At 38.2% G+C, this 16932-nt stretch carries 16 protein-coding genes; 1 reads left to right on the plus strand and 15 read right to left on the minus strand.

Translation table 11 applies throughout. The features are described from left to right. Positions 1-60 precede the first annotated feature (60 nt). From IPP61_11530 to IPP61_11575, 10 genes are all read right to left on the minus strand, one after another. Positions 61-756, minus strand: coding sequence for an ABC transporter ATP-binding protein (locus tag IPP61_11530; GenBank protein ID MBL0325794.1), 696 nt, complete (start codon positions 754-756; stop codon positions 61-63). 103 nt (positions 757-859) lie between these two features. Further along, entirely contained in the window at positions 860-2212 is a 1353-nt protein-coding gene (locus IPP61_11535) for a DUF3526 domain-containing protein (protein ID MBL0325795.1), read from the minus strand. Next, complete coding sequence (locus tag IPP61_11540) at positions 2209-3651, minus strand: DUF3526 domain-containing protein (protein MBL0325796.1); 1443 nt, start codon at positions 3649-3651, stop codon at positions 2209-2211. The genes IPP61_11535 and IPP61_11540 overlap by 4 nt, the downstream gene beginning before the upstream one ends. Positions 3652-3661: 10 nt before the next feature. Then, positions 3662-4561: an NAD(P)/FAD-dependent oxidoreductase gene (locus tag IPP61_11545; GenBank protein ID MBL0325797.1), complete on the minus strand. Its 900-nt coding sequence runs from the start codon at positions 4559-4561 to the stop codon at positions 3662-3664. A 68-nt stretch (positions 4562-4629) separates the two neighbouring features. Further along, the gene (locus IPP61_11550) at positions 4630-7116 is read right to left on the minus strand and encodes a TonB-dependent receptor (GenBank protein MBL0325798.1); all 2487 of its coding nucleotides are present in this window, start codon (positions 7114-7116) and stop codon (positions 4630-4632) included. A gap of 22 nt (positions 7117-7138) precedes the next feature. Beyond that, on the minus strand, positions 7139-8347 hold the full coding sequence (locus IPP61_11555; GenBank protein MBL0325799.1) for a GTP-binding protein: 1209 nt from the start codon (positions 8345-8347) through the stop codon (positions 7139-7141). After that, positions 8344-9033 (minus strand): class I SAM-dependent methyltransferase, encoded by a 690-nt coding sequence (locus IPP61_11560; protein MBL0325800.1) that lies wholly within the window; start codon positions 9031-9033, stop codon positions 8344-8346. The genes IPP61_11555 and IPP61_11560 overlap by 4 nt, the downstream gene beginning before the upstream one ends. 11 nt (positions 9034-9044) lie before the next feature. After that, positions 9045-9422 (minus strand): MerC domain-containing protein, encoded by a 378-nt coding sequence (locus IPP61_11565; GenBank protein ID MBL0325801.1) that lies wholly within the window; start codon positions 9420-9422, stop codon positions 9045-9047. Between the two features lie 100 nt (positions 9423-9522). Then, on the minus strand, positions 9523-10728 hold the full coding sequence (locus IPP61_11570) for a hypothetical protein (protein ID MBL0325802.1): 1206 nt from the start codon (positions 10726-10728) through the stop codon (positions 9523-9525). Positions 10729-10834: 106 nt separating this feature from the next. After that, positions 10835-11278 (minus strand): DUF3299 domain-containing protein, encoded by a 444-nt coding sequence (locus tag IPP61_11575; GenBank protein ID MBL0325803.1) that lies wholly within the window; start codon positions 11276-11278, stop codon positions 10835-10837. A gap of 49 nt (positions 11279-11327) precedes the next feature. Between IPP61_11575 and IPP61_11580 the strand changes: the two genes are divergently transcribed. Beyond that, entirely contained in the window at positions 11328-11705 is a 378-nt protein-coding gene (locus IPP61_11580; protein MBL0325804.1) for a hypothetical protein, read from the plus strand. Between the two features lies 1 nt (position 11706). On the opposite strand, the gene bla is transcribed toward IPP61_11580, so the two are convergent. From bla to gldN, 5 genes are all read right to left on the minus strand, one after another. Beyond that, positions 11707-12438 (minus strand): subclass B1 metallo-beta-lactamase, encoded by a 732-nt coding sequence (gene bla, locus IPP61_11585; GenBank protein ID MBL0325805.1) that lies wholly within the window; start codon positions 12436-12438, stop codon positions 11707-11709. Continuing rightward, positions 12435-13235, minus strand: coding sequence for a pyrroline-5-carboxylate reductase (locus IPP61_11590; protein MBL0325806.1), 801 nt, complete (start codon positions 13233-13235; stop codon positions 12435-12437). The genes bla and IPP61_11590 overlap by 4 nt, the downstream gene beginning before the upstream one ends. Before the next feature lie 74 nt (positions 13236-13309). Continuing rightward, positions 13310-14455, minus strand: a complete 1146-nt coding sequence (locus IPP61_11595; GenBank protein ID MBL0325807.1) for an AhpC/TSA family protein — start codon at positions 14453-14455, stop codon at positions 13310-13312. Positions 14456-14473: 18 nt separating this feature from the next. After that, positions 14474-15916: an Asp-tRNA(Asn)/Glu-tRNA(Gln) amidotransferase subunit GatB gene (gene gatB, locus IPP61_11600; GenBank protein MBL0325808.1), complete on the minus strand. Its 1443-nt coding sequence runs from the start codon at positions 15914-15916 to the stop codon at positions 14474-14476. A 115-nt stretch (positions 15917-16031) separates the two neighbouring features. Further along, positions 16032-16931: a gliding motility protein GldN gene (gldN, locus tag IPP61_11605; GenBank protein ID MBL0325809.1), complete on the minus strand. Its 900-nt coding sequence runs from the start codon at positions 16929-16931 to the stop codon at positions 16032-16034. Position 16932 lies beyond the last annotated feature (1 nt).

A 16932-nucleotide genomic window follows, 5' to 3' on the forward strand; every position in this document is an offset into this window, starting at 1 on the left:
AAAAACCTTTTTTATCATGACTGATATTTTATATATCTACTATAACTTTTCTCCATAGTTTCACACCGTTTGTAAATACAACTTTTCCAACTCATTGGCCGAAATCTCTTTGGCGTCAATCACCGAAACTAAGTTGCCTTCTTTCATAATTCCGATGCGATTGGCGACTTCTTTTGCTCTGAAAATATCGTGGGTAGCCATCAGCACCGCCGTTCCGTTTTGAGCTAATTCACGTAAAATCTCTGAAAATTCGTTCGAAGCTTTAGGGTCAAGTCCAGAAGTGGGTTCGTCGAGCAAGAGGGCTTTGGCTTTTTTAGCTATGGCAATGGCAATGCCTACTTTTTGTCTCATCCCTTTTGAATAGCCCTCCAAACGCTGTGTGTGAGCGGTGTTTTGTAAACCTGCTTTGCTCAAAAACGAGCTTAATTCTTCTTTTCCATAAGAAAAACCTGCCAAAGATGAAAAAAACTCCAAGTTTTCAATACCTGAGAGATTGGGGTACAACATCACCGTTTCAGGGATATATGCCAAGTATTTCTTGGTTTCAAGGGCATTTTCTGCCACCGATACACCATTGATGTTAGCCGAGCCACCCGAAGGTTGGATAAAGCCCAAAAAGCAATTAATAGTGGTGGTTTTACCAGCACCATTTTGCCCCAAAAGAGCAAATATTTCGCCCTCATTGATTGTCAAATTCAGACTGTTAAGAGCCGTTTGCTCTCCATAAGTTTTGGTTAAATTCTTTGCTTGTAACATATCTTTAGATTTAAGTCCCGATAGCTATCGGGATTCGATTTTTGATTAATGATTATTATTGTTTTAAATCTGTGAAAATCAGCGTTTCGCAGAATCCGTTTCATCAGCGTGCCATCATGTCTTTACTAAATTTCAATTTCCCCCAAAACACACACAAAGTGCTGATTATCAATAATGGTAAAAGCATTTTCAACCAATTGATATATGATTTTTCTTGATAAATTTGAGGTTTAAATTCCACCCAGTTTTCGTCTGTAGATGCCCCGTTTTCAAATATTTTTGGGTAAAAATAAAGCCTTAATTTTTCGTGAAAACTGGCTGTTTCATCCATGAATTTCAGTTGATTGCCAAGGCCTGAATTTGCCAATTCATTCAGCTGTATTTGTGCATGGAGCGAAGGGAAAAACTGGGCTATTTTCAAGCTTTCGGCTTCTCTTTTTTGCAATTTTTCATGCAAATTACTCGACTGTACTGCCACTTCATCATCGCCTAATTGTTGCATGGCGTAGTAAATGAGCCAGTTAAAGTCTTCCGATGGCAAAGTATATTTTTTAAACTGCGGGTAATGTTTGTAAAAACTATTTAAGGTAGTTTGCTTATTCATGTCCCACTTTTCGTGGTAGCCTTTTCGCTGCTTTACGGTGGTGTCAAGGGCCTCAGGAACAGGGTATTTATTGGTCAAATAATTATTTAGGGCAGCGGGTATTACTATCAAAAGGGCTATCCAGCTTGTTAATAACACAAGGGCATTGAAATTAGAACTTTTTTGTAAAGAAGCCACCCAAAAGCAAAGGCCAAACCAGAAGATAATGTACAATAGAGCTATGCTTACAAAGGCAAAAAATGTTTGATTTAGTGGGATATTCAAGAATAATACCGCTAAAATTAAAAGCAACAGCAATACACCAATTATTAAGAGCACTCGAATTATAAACAGTTTTACAATCCATAAAAATGGATCACTGCTCTGCACCATCACTATATTCCAAGTTCCGCTTTCTTTTTCTTCAGAAATAATATTGTAGGTAAAAGCAATAATCAATAGCGGAAAAAGATAAATTAGCACAAAACTGAAATCGATATTTCCTATCAATAAATTAAAAGGATTGTTCAATTCTGAATCATATTTTTGGGCTTCTAATCCTCTGATTGTCAAACTTTTTATAGTTGCATTTACGTCACGCTGGCCAATGGCCAAGCTGGTGATAGGCAGGGCTTCATTTACAATTGAGAACTTGGCATAATACAACATGTAGCCAATCTCTTCTTTGTGATTATCGGCATTTCTTTGAAGCGAAACTTTTTGGAAATCTGCTGTTTCGGTAAAGTCTTTTATGTTTTTATCGGCAAATTGTTTTCCTACAAAAAGACTAACTACGCCTAATACCAGAATTAAGGCTAGGCCTATTTGCACACCGCTTGCCCTCAGTATATTTTTTATGGCTAAAGATATCATATCGCTTTAAGGGTTTTAGAAATTTGATGAATAGAATACCAAAGCAGTATTGACCAAAAAATTAGGGATAGAATTGACAAAATTTCTTGACTAAAAACCGTAACAATTTTGGGCGATATATATTCGAAATCATGCATTTCTTCCCAATGTTTTCTGCTCAATGTTTTGGGGGCTTGGCCATTGTTTTCTTTGGTTTTTACCATGTGTTTTATTTGTAATTCGTTCATTTCTTGCGAAATATGGTAGCGGTATTGTTCGGCTTGGTCTTGAAAGCCCGTATAGGAGTTGTAGTCGGTTCCAGCCAAGGCCATTGATAGGTTTTTAATAGCCAAAAAGGGGTCAATAAAGGCCATAAAACGGGTAAAGCTGTTTTGCTTTTCGTAGATTTTTCGTAAAGCTGCCAAGTGTACATTGTAAATATTGGCCGATATTTTTTCTCCTTCTTTCATTACAAAACCGCCGTAATTGAAGGGTAGTTTTTGCACGGAGTCTACTTTATAAGCGGCTAATACAGAGTCTTTCAGCGACTTGTAATGCGGGTCGTTGGGGTTATGGCTATCGCCTGTTTTTATCACATCGCTTTCTATTTCACTTTGAAATGCTGCTTTTGAGGGTATTTCATACAAATAAGCCCCCAAAGCTTGTGAAACCCGAGGCAATAAAATGGTGAGTAAAAGCCAAATCCCTATCAAAGAAGTAAGGGCTATTTTTGAGGATTTGCTCACTGCTGAAACGAGTACTGCAATCACACAAAAAATGGCTAAATAAATAAAATAGGCTAAAAGCATTGCCAATAATCGGTAGGTTTCATCGAGGCCTATTTGTATTTTTTGAAGAAAAAGCCAAAGAAAAACCGTGAGTAAGATTACAGGTAAATAGATGGTCATTACCACAGAAATAATACCTAAACATTTGCCAATCAACAGTTTTTGCCAGCTTACACCTTGACTTAGTATTATTATCAGTGTGCCGTTTTCTCGCTCGGTGGCTATGGCGTTGAATCCCAAAAAGAAAATGAGTAAGGGCAGTAATATTTGCAAAATCATGGCAACGCTTATTTCGCCAAATCGCAATAGGCCAGTTGAAAACTCAGCTTCTGAAAAATTGGTCGTGTTTTGCACATGGGCCTCCAAAAAAATGGTACTACACAGAAAACTCTCCATCCCAAAGTCAAAAACACTCAATGCAGACTTTGGCCTAAATGCAAAATTGCCATAATGTGCCATGCGATGTGGGTCTTTATCGGGGTTGCTGAGCCAGTCTTTACGGGCTTCGGCCTGGTATTTGGCACGCATTTCATTTTGCGATTTGTAATTGATAAAACCTGTAACCATGGCATAAATCAACAACAAACCGATAAAAAATAGTAAGAGAAATACCGACTTGTTTTTGAAAGTGGTATTCCAGAAATGTTTTGCAATTAGTGTTTCTGACTTCATGTATTTCTATTTAAAACTCATCTTCAATTAGTTCTCTATTTGCCATAACTCCTGCCAGTGAACCTTTGGCCACGGCATTGGCCACTTGGCGAAGTGGCGTAGCATTATCGCCAGCGGCAAAAACACCTTTTACGTTTGTTTGTTGAAAATCATTGACTTTTATTAGGCCCATCTCGTCAAATTCACAGCCCAGTTGAGTTGCGATGTCTGATTTTTGTATAAATGGAGCCCGATGATAAATCACAGAAATAGGGAAATCTTCCGCATCGTTTAAGCTAATAGAAGCAACGTTTCCTGCCAGATGATTGATTTTTGTTATTTGATTTTCAATAATTTGGATACCTTTCGATTTGATTTTTTGAGATTGCTCTTCTGTTAAGGTTGAGCTACCATTTGTCAAAAGCGTGAGATTTTTTGTCCAATGACTTATCATTTTTAGATACTCAAAAGCCTCATTTCCATTGGCTATGATTGCCGTTGGCTGATTTTTTACCTCATATCCGTGGCAATATGGGCAATGAATAACCGAAATTCCCCAACATGCTGCTAATCCTTCTATTTTTGAAGTATCGTCTTTCAAGCCCCAAGCCAGAACCAGTTTTAGAGCTTTTACCTCGCCATTTTCTTTGAGTTTTATTTCAAATAAATCCTCTGATTTGCTGGCACTTATAGCTGTATCATTTATAAACTCCACGGTTGGGTATGCCTCCAGTTGTCTGCGAGCTTCCGCCAAAATTTCAAGCGGAGGCTTCCCATCTTGGGTCAAAAAGTTGTGTGAATGTGGTGTCTGTTTATTGCAAGGTTGCTGATTGTCAATGACTAAGACCTTTCTCATCGAACGTCCCAAGCTCATGGCAGCCGATAAGCCAGCGAAGCTGCCCCCGATGATTATTACTTCGTAATTTTCCATATTTTGTTTAAGCCACGAATTCACTAATTATGTATTTTCAATTAGTGAATTCGTGGCAACTATATTTGTTAAAATTTATAAGTCGCCGTCAGCATGAAGTTTCTCGGTGCTCCTGGAAACAAACGGGTATAATTTTGAGCTCCAATCAAGTAAGTTTTATCGAAAATATTGTTCATGTTGAGAGCCATTTGTACGTTGCTTTTGCTTGGTGTGTAATAAATAGCCGCATCAAAAGTGGTATAGGCGGGCACTTCAAATGCTCTACTGAACCACGGAATTCTACTGCCTTGGGCATTCATTCCTGCTCCAATTCCCAAATCTTTTAGTTTAGAATTTGCTCCAAAATTGTAGCGAGTCCAGATATTTCCGCTGTGTTTCGCCACATTTTCCTTGCGTTGACCTACTAAAGTTTCGTTGGCATCGGCCATGATTTTTGCATCTATAAAGCTATACGAGGCATTGATTTGCCAATTTGGTAAGATATATCCCGCCAAATCGGTCTCGAAACCACGGCTGAGGTCTGCTCCACGTTGTACCAATAAGTCAGGCTTGGTAGGGTCATTGGCACTCATCAAGATATTTTTTTGGTTGATTTCATAAAATGCCATGTTGAGCGTAAAGCGTTTATCCAATAAATCGGCTTTCATCCCCAATTCTTTCAAATCGCTGTAGAGTGGCTTGAAAGTTGCAGCCGAAGTTGGTGTCCAAAAATATGCCCCAGTACTTGGCAAAAGTGTTACGGTGTTTGATTGTGGCTGATAGCCTTCTAAATAAGTACCGTAAACATTGATGTTTTTAGTTACTTCGTAAGTCAAGCCAATTCTCGGAATCAAAGCCGTGTTTTTGAATGAAGCCTCGTTGGGAGCGTTGTAGTTAGTTATATCTTCAAACCATTCGTTTCTTAAACTCAACAAAGCAGAGAATTTACCGATTTTAAGCTGCTCTTGAATGTAAATAGCGTCAGTTGTAGTCAATGCCGATTGCACTGCAATTCGACTGTTGAGTGTATAATCATTAATATTTCTAACCGTATACACTGGATTACTCAAGTCAAAATAATTGGTATTAGGTCTTGGTAAAGTTTTTCCACCAATCGAAACAGTCTGATAATTAGCTGCATTGGCTACTACAAAACTTCCTGCCACCGAGCCATCTTTCAACAAAAATCCACGAGCAGCATTCTGTCCGCCACCTTTGAGTTTATTCCAGCTTTGTAAGTCATAGCCTACCAAAAGTTTATGCGAAGTTTTGCCTGCATTAAAGTTAAAATTGAAGTAAGCGTTCAGGTTATCCGTATTCCACAATTGCTTACGTTGTACCATTTGCATTCCTACCAAACTTGTTACTTCAACTCCAGTAATGTCTCTCGCAAAGGCGTTAGTGGTGCGGTGTTCCTGCAAATCTTCTGACCACGTTTGTTTCATATATGAGGCATTAAAACTGATTTTCTCGCTGAATTTATGCGAAAGATTCGCCGTAAGAATCAATCCTTTCGATTTGAAAAAATCGTTAGCTGCTCCTAAATTCAAGCTGATAGGCGTACTATTCAAATTTGTTTTACCTGCCACAGCCCCAAAAATTGGTTGGCCACGGTCGAGGTTGCCCACCATATTTGAGTAAATCAATTCAGTATTGATGGCAGTTTTATCGTTCGGCAAATAGGTGATTGATGGCGAAATCAAAACCGAATTATTTTTCACCAAATCACGGTAAGATTGTGCCTCTTGATAAGCTCCGTTGATGCGATAAAGCAAGGTTTTTGATTCATTCAATGGGCCAGTAAAATCCAAAGCCCCACGAACTGTACTGAAACTTCCTGCACTCAGACTTACTTCTCTACGAGTTTCGGCCAAAGGTTTTTTGGTTACCATATTGATACTTCCGCCTGGGTCAACACTGCTAAAAGTAACCGAAGCTGGTCCTTTCAGCACCTCAACACGCTCCACATTGGTAGTAAGAGGTTGCAAAAAGTAAAACTGGCGGGTACGCATTCCGTTGATAATTTGGCCTTCCTCGTTTTGGCTTATTCCTCTGATATTGAATTGGTTATAAAAGCTCGAAGGCGAAACCCCCGAGGCTATTTTTACGGCATCAGACAACTGAAACGCCCCACGGTCGGCAATCAATTCTTTGGTAACTGTGCTAAGTGCCTGCGGTAATTCCTTGTTTTTGATGGCAATTTTTGTAGCCGAAAAACTATAATCGGAGTTGTAATCTTTTCTGGCTCTACCCAGTACTTCTACGTCTTGGAGCAAGGTTTCCGATGGTTTCAGACTAATTTCAAGCGTTTGATTGGCCTTAACTTCCTGTGAAAAAGCGTCAAAGCCTATTGAGCTGATAGTCAGCTTGTAATTTTGGTCTAAAAGGTTTGTAAACTCAAAATTTCCATTGATATCACTTAAGGTATTTTTGGTTTCTGAGTTGGTACTTAGTTTAACTGTTGCTCCAATAACAGGTATTTTTCCATTTTCTTTTATGATCCCTTTTATGGTATTTTGGGCGAAAGAGACAGTTGAAATTAAAAGTAAGAACGTGAGTAGTTTTTTGAAATACATCTTATTTGCTTTGGTTAATTGTTTATATTTTTGGAAATGGGTCAATAAATTTTCCTCCGCTTTCCATTTTTAAAATTTCTTCTTCAGTACAAAGGCATTTTTCGAGTTCCAGACAAATCAGGTCTTCATTGAGGTCTTGACCAATGATGACCAACTCATTTTGTCTATCGCCAAAGCGTTTGTCCCATCGGCTTTCTATTTGCTGTTGATTGTTGAGAAATGAAGCGTATTGTGATCTTTCTCTAAAAGTCATGCTCGCCCACCAAACTCCGGCACTCTCGGCTCGTAAAGAACCTCCTGCCTGACTCCAGTTTAGGGCATCGTCAGGACGTGATGCCATCCAGAATAATCCTTTTGAGCGTATGATACCAGCATGCCATTCTTCTCCAATATAATTCCAGAATCTTTCCGGGTGGAAAGGCCTTTTCGCTCTGAAAACAAAACTACTTATACCGTATTCCTCCATTTCGGGTGTATGCGTTATGCCTTTGTTTCGGTTTTCAAGCTCCTGAATCCAACCGGCAGAGCTTTCGGCTTTTTCATAATCAAACAATCCAGTATTCAGAATTTGGTTGGTTGGTACTTTCCCGAAGCTCGATTCTATAATTTTAGCCACTGGATTTAGGGACTTTATTATGGCCTTAAGTTCGCCCAATTGATATTCACTCACCAAATCTGTTTTGTTCAAAATAATGATGTCTGCGAACTCGATTTGGTCTGTTAACAGATTTACGATGGTTCGGGTATCATTCGGGTCATCATTGAGATTTCGTTGCCAAATATTATCGGCTGATCCAAAGTCTTTTCCAAAATTATAGGCATCCACTACGGTCACCATGCAGTCAATTTGGGCATATTTTGAAAGGTCAATGCCATTTTCTTCGTCCACAAAACTGAAGGTCTGAGCCACAGGTACAGGTTCTGAAATTCCAGTCGATTCGATAAGGAGATAATCAAAACGTTTTTCTTTTGCCAGTTTTTCTACCTCAATCACCAGATCTTCACGGAGTGTGCAACAGATACAGCCATTGCTCATTTCTACCAATTTTTCCTCAGTCCTCGAAAGCGTATTTTCTTTTTCGACCAGGGCAGCATCTATGTTCACTTCGCTCATATCATTAACTATCACGGCCACTTTTAGGCCTTCTTTGTTGTGAAGAACGTGGTTGAGCAGGGTTGTTTTGCCAGCTCCAAGGAAGCCTGAGAGCACGGTTACGGGGAGTTTTTTCATTTTGCTTTAATAATGTATTGATAAGGCAGTAAATCTACATTTACAGAAAACTTTGTGTAACCGGCTTTTTTTAACTCGGCTACCACTTGGTCAATCGATATTTTATGTTCAACAGGTGGACCCACAGGTACTTCGGATTTAAAAAAATCGATAATTACCAGCTCACCACTCTTTTTAGTTCCTTTTTTTACTTTTGAAAAATATTCTGAGCGGTGCTCGATGTGGTGATAGGTATTTACAACCAAAACCATATCTGATTCATTATCAGTAAGTAGGGGTTTGTCAAATGGAATTTTTCTCGTAACCACGTTTTCGACTTGGTCTTTATTAATTCTTTCATTGATAAAATCCAAAAACTCGTCATTGACATCTGCAGCTATCACTTTTGCTCCTTTTTGGGCCATTTTTATAGAAAAATATCCACTTCCTGCACCGATGTCCATGATGGTTTTTCCTTTCAGTTTACCCAAATGATTCAGAACCAGTTCCGGCTTTTGATAAGCATCTCTTTCCGGCGATTCAAAATTTCTAATTAAATCTCTTGTGGATGTTTTGTGCATCATTTCATTGGATGCATTTTGGTGGTGTTGGGCGTAGGTGTTAAAATTGGATAGAATAATTATCCAAAAAATGGTTATTCCTATTACAAATGATTTGATTAGAATATTGATCCAAATTTTTTTCATAATAAATTCACTTAATTTGATTTACATTTTTGGCAATGTCGAATGTTAAGAATATGACCCATTATCAAACCAAAACTGGCCAGATAACTAACTTCATGTAAAATATTATAATCTTCTTCGAAAATTATACAAGTGGTTAATAATATGAAGCTTAGCCATATTATTGTTTGAAATTTGTTAAACTCATTGTGTCTAGTTGTTTCATAAGCAGAGTAAAAACTAATTACCAAAAAAAACAGAGAAAGCTCATGCCACCATGAAAAACTAGAAAGTATAGCCATCAAAACCGGTGTAAATAAACAATGGACTACGCATAGAGAAGCACTGCTGATGCCAAGAATATCAGATTTGAAACCTTTAAATGATTCAGAAAAATTTTTATTTTTCATTATTTTGAATTGATTAAGTTAATAAAAAGAACTATGCACCTAATAAGTGCATAGTCTGTGGCGGTCTCTATTCATCTTAAAACTGTATTCATCAAAACTGTCAATGATCCGCATTACTTTCGTGACCCAATAAAACCAATCTATAGGGAGTTGAGCTCACCTTTATTTTGGTGATTTTTGTTGGGTCAGAAATCATAATTTGGTGAATCTCACCGGTAATAGGAGAGGTGATATACAGAAACTTATTGCTAAATTCCATTTGAGGTTTCTGGGTCGATGCCTTATCGGTTACACTCAAAAGTTTTTGACTGAGAACAGTATTTCCGGTTTTCAGATCAATGATTTTTACATCACCAGAATGAAGAAGCAATCCAAGTTTTGTGAAGTCATAACTCGTTTTGCATTGCATAATATCTGTGTTTTCAAGGAGAGGGCTCACCGTATTGGCTTTAATATCAATAAGATAAGCACCTTTTGCCGCAGTGAAGCCAATGAATTTATTTTCAATGGCTGTTTCCAGGATTGTTCCAAACCAGGCAGTACCAAAATCATTTGGATGAGGAATAAGTCGCTGATTACCTGAAGCTTCTACAACTAAAATGCCGCTGGAAGATCCAAAGATTGCATTTTGCCCGTCGGTCGCATTTCCATGGATACCTTTTGTGGCGATGGTTGACTGGAACAAGGTTTTTCCAGTTTTGTCTATTATCACGACTCTTTCTGGTAATGACCCTGACACAGAGTTATCTTTAAATGTAACAGCATAGTTGCCATTGGAATACTGTGCCATAGCTCCGTGGTGAGTCAACAATCCTGCATTGATGGGGCTCATTTTAAAAACTGTGTGAATATCTGATTCCATTCCTCTCGAAAGGGTACCATCGCCGTCATTAAAAAACAGCATCTCATTACCTTTGCCTTTAAAATGGGTAGGTTTTGAAGATTCGCAAACCATTAAACCAAATTTTGGGGTTCCTTTTACATCCACATGGTCACCGTGATTTTCCAGGCCGGAGTCAAAGGTCTCGGCAAGATTATTGGCAGTGCTCACTATTGTAGCGTAACGTCCTGACTCTGTAACGTACAGCGTAGTTTTTGGGTTTTTGGACTGAAAAGAAGTCACTTTCCCGTCAAGTGGCGAAATAAGACTGATTTCATTGGTTTTCTCATCAGAAACCAACAATCTCAAATGTTTATATTCCTTACCTGGCTCATCGGGTTCGGTATCATGGTCATGTTTTTCACATGAGAATATTATTAAAGATGCCGATAAAAGTAGTAAATAACTGAATAAGCTTTTTTTCATTGAAATGAATAATTATTTAATGCAACAATGTTGCAAATATAATAACCTTGCTTTGTTAAATGCAACAATGTTGCATAAATATTTTTTATAAGCCCATTTTCTTGATTCAATGAATCTGAACTAAACTTGCATCATCAAGGATATAATTCAAATCATCGACATTGTCGGCATTTAACCTAAGCTTTCCTTTTACCGTAATCACTTGATCTGTGTTAAACCGGTTTTTTTTCGAAAAATTAAGTTGCACTATTGATTCGGGACCCGAGCCGCCACAGAAGAAACAAGATGCCATGGGTTTTGCTGAGAGTACAAAAACATTTTGATTAACAGGGATAACATATCCTTTGATTTCAACGATTTTGCCCTGAAGCTTCAATAGATTGCTGCCAAAAGTGGGGTAGAAGAAATCTAATTGATATTCCTGGTTAAATTTTCTTGTAAATTTTACATCTCTCAGTGTGCCCCAATTTATTTTTTGAACCGGAATATCCTGGGCTATTATTAAAAAAGAATTTACCAGGAGAAAAAAAAGGAAAACTTTGCTTTTCATATTTTTAAATTTCTACATTTGCAACACAGTTGCAATAATAATATTTTAAATGAAAACTTACAGGTTTATTGTCCTTTTTGTTTTAATGATGGCATGTAAAAAATCTAATACCAAACTTGAGGAAGCCCATCAGATACATTTAGAAGTAATTACCTTATTGACCGAAACGGAGAATATGCTGGATAGCCTTACTGTAACAATTGGTCCAAAGAATAAGAAGGAGAGATTGCAATTTTTCAAAATGCAGATTGAAGAGCTGGAAAAAAATATGGTGGAAGTGCCAGGTTTTGAGCACGAAAATCATCACCAAGGGCACGAACATAAGCACGATGCTCCGGTAAATTATACGGACGATCAGATACTTTTGATTCAGAAAGAGATTAAGTCCGAGTTGATCAAGATTCAGGAAAAACTAACAGCCCTTTGATTTATTTCTCTGAAAATAGCTTTATCGTATATTCAAACAGCTCTTTTCCTCCATATTGGCCATGTCCCGGAATCACATATTCTACATTTGGAAACTTAGCCTTCACTTTTTCGATGGTCTGGGGCCAGGCTTTTACATCGGCATCACCTAAGAAGCCCTTTCCGGCCTCCATCTCCTTGACCATGCAACCCCCAAACATCACCTTTTCCGATGGGATATAACTTACAATATTGTCGTGGGTGTGTGCTCCTCCAGGATGATAGTTTATGACGGTCTTCTTACCAATTTTGATTTTTGCTTCTTTGTCAAAACCGTTTTTAGGGATTTCAACATTGTCTTTTTTTGCCAATTCCAGGGTTTTATTGGATGCGTAACTTGGAATATTTCTCTTATGAAATTCCTTCAATCCACCCAAACAATCATTATGAAAATGATTGACTACTACAGCTTTAACTTTAATGCCGGCCTTGTCCAGTGATTTGAAAAGCTCTTCTGTCGAGATACTGTCTGTTGGCGTATCAAAAATTACGGCTTCTTTGCCATTTATATAAACCAAACCGTTGCAACCCACTTTTCCCCAGGTTTGGGTGTTGAGATAGGTTTCATGCACAAAGACATTGGGTTTGATCTCTGAAAACTTTATTAAATCTTCATTTCCGGAGACCAATTTGGTTTGGGCATTTCCCAAAAAATGAATGGAAAATAAAATACAAAAATTTAAAATTGTTCTCATTTAGAAAGTTCTTTAGCTCTTTTTTCAGCGTTAATAATTCCGGTTTCGATTCCTTCTCCTACGTTAAATTCCCCAAAGGTTTTTAGTGCGGCTTCGGTTGTGCCACCTTTTGAGGCTACTGCCTTGATCAGGTCATCGAGGCTTTGTTCGGCATTGTTTATCAGGTGATAGGAGCCCAGCATGGTTTGTTTTACAAGGAGGCGGGCCATACCTTCATCAAAGCCCAGTTTCATGGCGGCCTCGACCATGTGTTTTACGACATAATAAAAATACGCCGGCCCACTGCCACTTACGGCCGTTACGGCATCAAGCATGTTTTCGTCTTCGATATATACTGACCGGCCTGTGGCGTTGATTAGGTTTTCAATCTTTAAAAGTTTCGAAAATCCGATACCTTCAGCAGCACAGAATCCGGTAATTCCCTGACCAAGCATGGCAGGGGTGTTGGGCATTGCTCTTACTACGAGTTTATGATTGAGCTCTTCCCTGATTCTGGACATAGTGATACCTGCCATAATTGACAATACCACCTGCTCAGGTTTAAGAAAATTCTTTAATTCAGAAGCGACAGAGCTAAAATCCTGGGGTTTGACTGAAAGAATAACGAGATCAGAATCCCCTACTGATTCATTGATGGTATCCACCACAATTCCCTCTTTACTTTTTTTGAGGCTTTCGCACCTTTCAGTGCTTTTTTCTATCAAAAGCAAATGGTCTTTTTTTACCAAATCATACTGTATAAACGACCTGGCAAAGGCCATTCCCATATTTCCGCAGCCTACGATGGCTATTTTCATTTCAGTTATTTTTTTTATACAAAATTAGTGTTTTTATCAATAAAAAACCCGGCTACTCACCGGGTTCTGTTGGTTTATTTTTCGATCCATTCGACCATCTCATTATAAACAGCTTCTGTGCTGCCGAGATAACCGGAACCTTTATGCTTAATTTTTCCTTCCTTATCGATGCAGAATTTCGCAGGAATACCTTCCACACCATAAATCATAGAAGTTTGATTACCAATATCCAATACCGGATTCATAAACGAAAACCCGCGGTTGGTTATGAATTTATTTACATGGTCTTTCCATTGATCTTCAGCGACTCTTTCAAATGTATTTACAAAAAGGAAAACCACATCGTCACGGTCTTTGTATTTTTCAACTGCTTTTTTCATACCCGGAAAAGACATGATACAAGGCCCGCACCAGGTAGCCCAAAAGTCAAGAATCACCGTTTTGCCTTTTAGAGATGAAAGTTTTACTTTTTTTCCATCTAAAGTTGCCAGTTCAAAATCAGGAGCAATGCTACCAATTGTGCCGGCACTTTTTTGATTGATGGTTTGAATAAACATTTTTGCAAAAAAATGATTTTTACCTTCCTGTTCCAATCGGGTTTTTAATTGAGAAAGATATTCGAAATCTGTCTCAGGATTCAGAAAATTGTTGGCAGCTATTATTCCGGCCATCGATGTGCCCAGTTCCTGTATTTTAGGATAAATGACTTTCTTCATTTCCACCTCGGCAGTCTGATATTGTGTTCTGATTTTATTTCTATCTGCCTCAGCTTTTGCGTTTTGGAACTGACTTTCCAGACTATTTCTTTGACTTGAAAATTTCTGCATTTCTGCCATCACTTCATTAAAAAGCGTCATGTTTTTTGAGCCTTGCACGTTGGCCGTAGCGGCTTTATCAGGTGTGCTGGAGCCGTCGGCTACGATACTCAATACTTCGCCACCATCCAGTATTAAACCAATTACCTGCTCATTGGCGATGTTTAATTGATAAATTCCCGGCTCAGGGATGCTGGTTTCAAATTTAAATGTATTGCCCGACAATGCCACCGAGTCTATTTTAGTACCAATATTTCTATCATTAAGTCTTTCAAGATAAATCTTTCCGGAAACACTATTAGTGATCGTTCCCGAAATTTTTACGGGATATTTGGAATCCGAAGCGTTGGATTTGCAAGCCAACAGACTCAAAAAACTAAGTACCAACCATATTTTTTTGCTCATATTCAGAGTTATATTTTTTTACTTTAATTTTTCCAAAAGCAGTTGATTTAATTTTCTTGGGTCAGCAGAGCCTTTGGATTTTTTCATCACTTCTCCCACAAACATTCCCATTAAACCTTTTTTGCCTTTTTTATATTCATTTACTTTATCCGCATTTTGTGCCAGCACTTCGTCAATCCATTCACTCAGGGCATCCTGATCACCGGTCTGAATCAGATTATTAGACTGTGCAAGCTCAATAATATCACCCTCCGGATTGTTAATTAACAAATTCATTAACGTTTGAGCGGCCGAATTACTGATTTTACCCTCATCGATAGCATTTATTAGCTGACCGATTTTTTCAGGAGTTATTTCAAATTCAGAAATACTTTTTCCTGAATCATTTAATGCACCTTTTATGTTGCTGAGTACCCAATTGGCAGCAGATTTCTTATTTGAGGTTACTTTTATAATTTCTTCAAAATACTCACTTAATTCCCTTTCTTCGGTAAGTAAGTAGGCGTGTTCCTCCATTAAGCCATAAACCGCGGTATATTTTTCAAAAAGAAAAAGTGGCAATTCCGGCATTCTGGTTTTTGCTTCATTGAGTTCTTCATCTGAAATAATCACTGGAGCTAAATCCGGTTCAGGGAAATAACGATAGTCATTCATAGTTTCTTTTACTCTCATGCCAAAAGTTTTACCTTTTTCGGGGTCAAAACTTCGGGTTTCCTGTAAAATGGTTCCACCGGCATTCAATATCTCCGATTGCCGTTCTATTTCATATTCGGCGGCTTTTTGAAGAAATCTTATAGAATTCATGTTCTTGATTTCGACTTTAGTGCCTAATTTTTCACTTCCTTTCGGCTTCAATGATACGTTTAAGTCAGCTCTAAGTGAGCCTTCTTCCATGTTACCGTCGCTTATTCCCAGAAAACGCACCATTTTCCTGATTTCTGTAAGATAGCCACCGGCTTCTTCCGGACTTGTCATGCAAGGTTCCGAAACGATTTCGAGTAGGGGAGTGCCCGCACGATTATAATCAAGCAATGTATAAGTGTCATCTGAATCATGTACCGACTTCCCGGCATCTTCTTCCATGTGGATATGATGTAAATCCACCGAATGTTTTTCAAATACCTTACCTTTTTTGATCAGGAATTTCACCTTACCTCCGATACAAATCGGTTCTTTGTCCTGCGAAACCTGATATCCTTTGGGAAGATCAGGGTAGAAATAGTTTTTTCGGTCGAAATAATTAAACTGATTTATTTTACAATCAAAAGCCAGACCGAGTTTTATGGCAGAAGAAACTGCTTTTTCATTTAATTTAGGCAATACACCCGGGTGTGCCAGGGTAATCACGCTGATGTTGGTATTGGGCTCACTTCCAAATACATTGGGATCTGCAGCAAATATCTTGCTGGCGGTATTTAACTGGCAGTGAACTTCAAGTCCTATCACAACATCGTATTTCATTCTCGGAGTTTTTTTTATACAAAAATAAGGCTTAGAAAGCATTAAAACAGAATTGATTGGCAATAAAAAAGGTCAGGATGTAAAACCTGACCTTTTTTCTTATATTTTTTAGGATTTAAAACTCCCAAAGGTTGTTTTCAAATTCCATCAATTCATATTCCAATTGCTGTGATTTTTCCAATGCTGCCTTAGGAGTTTTATAAACTTCATCAAGGAATTTGTTGGCTGCATTTGATTTTTTGATAATTCTACCATGAAACAGTCTTAGTTCAAGAGCATCAGCCAGATTGATGTGCTTGGCAGTGTTTTGAGCATTGTACCAGATACAATTTGGATTTAATCTGAAATAAGATTCCAATTCTTTGTATTTGAAAGATGCCAGTTCTTTTTCCAAACCATCAGCTGATAATTCACTTGGGATTTTGATAGTAATCGTTTGAATATCAAAATATTGACGAGATCTTTGTTTGTCAAAAATCCAATCTTCTTTGATTTCAACTATATAAAGGTCGCTTGGGAAAAGTTCATACCCTTCAGTTGAAGCGGCAGAAGTAGCACTGGTTTGTGAGGTTTCTTCTGAAGCAGGTTTTGCTTCACCACCTCCACCCCAGCCGTCATCTTCTCCGGCGGCAGTAGTTGCACCTTCGTCACCAAAACCGGCTTCGATTTCTTCTTTTGAAAGTCCACCACCTTCAAACTTTTTAGTCAACCTTCTGGTAAACTCTTCCAAAGTGATTTTGGTAGCTACCGAATCATTGTCATAAGGCTCCAAAACACCGGCTTTTACACCGTCAATCAAGTGTTTGGTGATTTCGCCGCCTTTGGCAAAAAGTGGTTGGTTTTGCTTTTCGTTCAAATCCAGTCTTCTCCAAAGGGAAACTTTGTACATTACATTGGACTCGTGGATTGGACGAAGCGACAGTGGGTTGATGCCATTGTCTGACTTTTCCTGAGCTGATACCACCTGAGCAGCAAAAGCCGCAATTACAAATGATAATACTTTGATTTTTTTCATT

It is taken from the genome of Cytophagaceae bacterium, from assembly GCA_016722655.1.
Taxonomy (GTDB): Bacteria; Bacteroidota; Bacteroidia; order Cytophagales; family Spirosomataceae; genus Leadbetterella.